The following is a 4118-nucleotide window of genomic DNA, read 5'->3' as shown; positions in this document are numbered from 1 at the left end:
CGAGTTGGGCGAGGACCTCGGTCGCGTCGGGCAGGCCCGCGTCGACCAGGGCGACCTCGTAGTGACGGGCGCCGCACCGCCGCGCCGCCTCCTGTGCCGTGGCGGTCCACTCGTGCTCGATGCCGAGCTCGGTGAGCGCCGCGTCGACCTCGCTGCGGACCTCCGGGCGACCGACGGCGAGGACCCGGACGCGACCGGTGAGGACGGCGGCGCCGAGCGCGTCGGCGAGATCGTCCGCATCGATCGGCTTGCTGACGACCCACTCGCCGGACAGCGCCTCGCGGCCCGAGAAGACCGAGACGACGACCACGGGCAGGTCCCGGAGCGCGGGGTCGGCGCGCATGTCACGCATGACCTCGAACCCGCTCATGCCCGGCATGAGGATGTCGAGCGTGACGGCGTCGAAGTGCTCGCTGCGAAGCCGCTCCAGACCCTCCGCGCCGCTGGTCACGACCTCGGTCTCCACGCCGTAGGCGTCGAGGCGCTCGGCGACCAGGCGCCCGATGTCCGGCTCGTCGTCGATCACCAGCACGCGGCGCCCGTGGAGCGCGCGCCGGGTCGCGGACGACCCGCCCGGCTCCTCTGCGGCGGGGAGCACGACCGAGAACGTCGTGCCGGCCCCCGGCTCGCTGCGGACGGAGACCTCACCGCCGTGCAGGTCGACGAGGCTCTTGACGATCGAGAGGCCGAGCCCGGACCCCGGGGTGCGATCGCCGTCACCGCCCCGGACGAACCGCTCGAAGACCCGCTCGAGCTCCTCCGGGGACATGCCCCGACCGGTGTCGGCGACGTCGATGCGGACGCGATCACCCTCTCCCTCGCCCGAGCCCGTGACGGTGATCACGCCGTCCTCGCCGGTGTACAGGTGCGCGTTGGTCAGCAGGTTCGTGAGGATCTGGCGCATCCGCGCCGGGTCGACCATCGCTCGAGGGAGATCGTCGGGCAGGGCGACCTCCAGCCGCTGGTGCTTGTCGGCAAGGCGGGGCCCGAGGAGCGTCGTGACCTCCCGGACGATGTCCCGCAGGTCGGTCGGGCGCCGGTGCAGCTCCAGGCGTCCCGCCTCGACGCGAGCGACGTCGAGGAGGTCGTTGACGAGATCCACGAGCCGGTTGGTCGACACGAGCACGATCTGCAGGAACTCCCGCTGACGCGGGGCCAGGTCGCCGCCGGCGACCAGCAGCTCGACGAAGCCCTTGATCGACGTGAGCGGGCTGCGCAGCTCGTGCGACGCGGTGGCGACGAACTCCGACTTGAGGCGCTCCAGCCGGGCGCGCTCCGAGACGTCCCTGATCGTCCAGACGATCCCGCCGTGCTCCGGCAGGCGGGCGGCGGTGACGGCCAGGGTGCGGTCCCCGCGATCGACGACGACCTCGGTCCCGAGGGCCGCGTCGAGCTCGGCGGGCTGGTCCTGCGGGCCCATCGTCCGGCCGGGCGAGAGGTCGGGGACGAGCTCCGCCGCCCGCGGGTTGGCGCTGATGATCACGCCGTCGGCGTCGGTCTGCACCAGCGCATCGCCCAGGCTGCGCACCGTGATGTCCAGCAGGTCGCGCTCCCGGCGCACCCGTTCGGCCGCCTCCTGCACGTCCTCGGCCATCTGGTTGAACGACCGGGCGAGGGTGCGCAGCTCGTCGGGCCCGTCCTCGGTCACGCGGGCTCCCTCCGAGCCGCCCGCCAGCCGCTCGCTGGCGTCGACGAGATCGTCGAGCGGCCGGCGCACGGCGGCGACCAGCGCCGCGATGAGCGCGACGGCGATCAGGAAGGCCAGCCCGCCACCGGCGACGATCGCGATGACCGCCCGGCGCGTGTCGCGGCGGGCCGTCTCCCGCGCATCGGCGATCCGCGTCGCCTGACGCCGGTTCAGGCGCACGAGCGGAGTCCGCGCGGCGAGCGGCGCATCCGTCTCGGTCGGCCGGTCGCGCAGGCGCTGCTGCGCCGTGGCGGCGTCCTCGACGGCGGCGACGCTCTCGGGGTCGCCCTGCGCCAGGTCCAGCGCGTTGCGGTACGCCGCGCGGTAGGCGGCACGCGCGCGCCGCCGCTCCTGCAGGCCGGCCGCTCCCGGGGCCAGGCGCAGGGTGGCCTCCTCGACGACCCCGGCGGCGAGCAGCCGCCCCGCGGTGGCCTGCAACTGCAGGCCGCGGGTCAGACGGTCCTCGTACGCCTGGCGGGTCTCGTAGAGCCCGGACACGCCGATCGCGGCGATGGCCGTGAGCGCGACCGTGAGCCCGAGCAGCGCGAGCTGGAGCGACCGGGCGATGGAGAGACGCCGCATGGATCCGCGATCGTATGGGGCACGACGCCCGCGACGTGCACGGAAGGCGTCGCGGGGCGCGCGGGACTCGTCTACCGTGGTCCTGTGGGGTTCGGGCGCGCATGGATCAGGGGATTGCTCAGCGCCGCCGGCGTGGCGGTGCTGGTGCCGCTCGGCCTGATCGTGGCCGTGGTCCTCGCCGCGACGATCAGCGGTGGGGGCATCGGGGGGCTCGGGCAGATCGTCGGAGGTCCCGCGCTGCCCGGGAGCGACCCGGTGGCCGATGCGCTGTCGAGCGCGAGCCGTGCCGGTCGCGTGCCCGCGGTGCCGGCTCGCGACCGACGCGCGGCGGCCGGGGGCGGCGCGTCGCCGTCGTCCCGGCCCGGTGGCGGACAGCGCCCGCAGGGCGAGCGCCCGCCGTCCCAAGACGACACCCGCCGTCCGTCCGGCGGGCAGCGCCCGTCGACCCCGTCACCCGTCGCCACACCGCCACCGCGTCCCGTCCCGACCCCTGCCCCCACTCCCGTCCCGGCCCCCGCGCCGGGCGGCAGCCCCGTCGAGGACGTCGTCGCCGGGGCTGGCACGGTGGTCGACTCCGCGGTCCGCCCGGTCCCCGGGGCCGGTCCGCCCGCGGCCGATGCCGTCGGCACGGTGATCGGGCTGCTGGCACCGTCGCGGCCCGCACCGCCGGAGGCCGCACCCGCGCCGGCCGCGCCCGTCTCGTTGCCCTAGCCCGGTTCGGCCCTCCCGGGTCGGCGCGTCGGCCACCGCTGCTTGCGCGTAGGCTCGTGGGGTCGTGTCCGTCGTCCTCGCCCACGTCGGCGGCATCCAGTTCGCGCCGCTGCAGATCGTCCCCCAGTTCGTCATCGCGGCGCTGTACCTGCAGCGCTGCTCGACGCTGTCCGGGACGCCGCGGGCGGTGCCCCTCTGTCGGCAGGTCTGCTTCCTCAGCGGGCTGGCCGTGATCGTCGTCGCGCTCGTCTCGCCGCTCGGCCACGCCGCGGAGGAGGTCTTCGTCGCGCACATGGCCGAGCATCTCCTGATCGCCGACATCGGCGCGCTGCTGCTCGTCCTCGGGCTGACGGGCCCGGTCCTGGCCCCGGTGCTGCGCATCCGCGCGTTCGACCGGCTGCGGATCTTCACCCACCCGGCGGTCGCGATCGTCCTGTGGGCGGCCAGCCTGACCTTCTGGCACATCCCGCTGTTCCACGAGGCTGCGGTGCGCAGCGAGGTCGTCCACGCCGTGCAGCATCTGTGCTTCGTCACGTTCGGCGCCGCGGTGTGGATGCCGCTGTTCGGTCCGCTGCCGAAGCCGACGTGGTTCACCAACGCCGCCGCGCTGGGGTACGTCCTCATCGTGCGCCTCGTGGGCGCCGTCCTGGCCAACGTCTTCCTGTTCGGGGGCGGCGCGTTCTACGACGTCTACCAGCCCGAGCTCTTCGACATCTCGGCGGCGAGCGATCAGGTCGCTGCGGGCACGGTGATGATGATCGAGGAGTCGATCCTCACGATCTGCCTGTTCGCCTGGTTGTTCCTGCGCGCGGCCCGTGAGGGGGAGGAGCAGCAGGACCTGCTGGACCTCGCCGCCGCGCGCGGCGTGACCCTCGACCCGGCCAGGGCGCGCAGGGCGGTCGCCGCCGGACGCGGCGGTGATCTGCGGGAGCGGATCGAGCAGGCGGCGGACGTGTCGGGGACGTAGGTCCCCGCCGGACGTCAGCCGCCCCCGCCGACCCGCACCCCGAGCAGCTCCTCGAGCTGGGGGATCGTCTCCGCCGCGCTCGTGTGGTGGATCGTGTGGATCCCCATCTCGCGCGGTGGCTTGAGGTTGAACGGCAGATCGTCGACGAACACGACCTCCTCGGGGGGCAGG

3 protein-coding genes are annotated in these 4118 nt (G+C 74.7%); 2 read left to right on the top strand and 1 reads right to left on the bottom strand.

The window, feature by feature from the left end; translation table 11 throughout:
- On the bottom strand, positions 1-2269 hold a 2269-nt coding region (locus ABYE80_RS17875; RefSeq protein WP_372791661.1), incomplete at its 3' end, for an ATP-binding protein.
- An 84-nt stretch (positions 2270-2353) separates the two neighbouring features.
- Here ABYE80_RS17875 and ABYE80_RS17870 point away from each other — a divergent pair.
- Both ABYE80_RS17870 and ABYE80_RS17865 read left to right on the top strand, forming a co-directional pair.
- Entirely contained in the window at positions 2354-2980 is a 627-nt protein-coding gene (locus ABYE80_RS17870; protein WP_372791660.1) for a hypothetical protein, read from the top strand.
- A 64-nt stretch (positions 2981-3044) separates the two neighbouring features.
- Positions 3045-3947 (top strand): cytochrome c oxidase assembly protein, encoded by a 903-nt coding sequence (locus ABYE80_RS17865; protein WP_372791659.1) that lies wholly within the window; start codon positions 3045-3047, stop codon positions 3945-3947.
- Positions 3948-4118 lie beyond the last annotated feature (171 nt).

This window comes from Paraconexibacter sp., assembly GCF_041602235.1.
Taxonomy (GTDB): Bacteria; Actinomycetota; Thermoleophilia; order Solirubrobacterales; family Solirubrobacteraceae; genus Paraconexibacter.
This window is presented reverse-complemented; position numbering and strand designations above follow the sequence as displayed.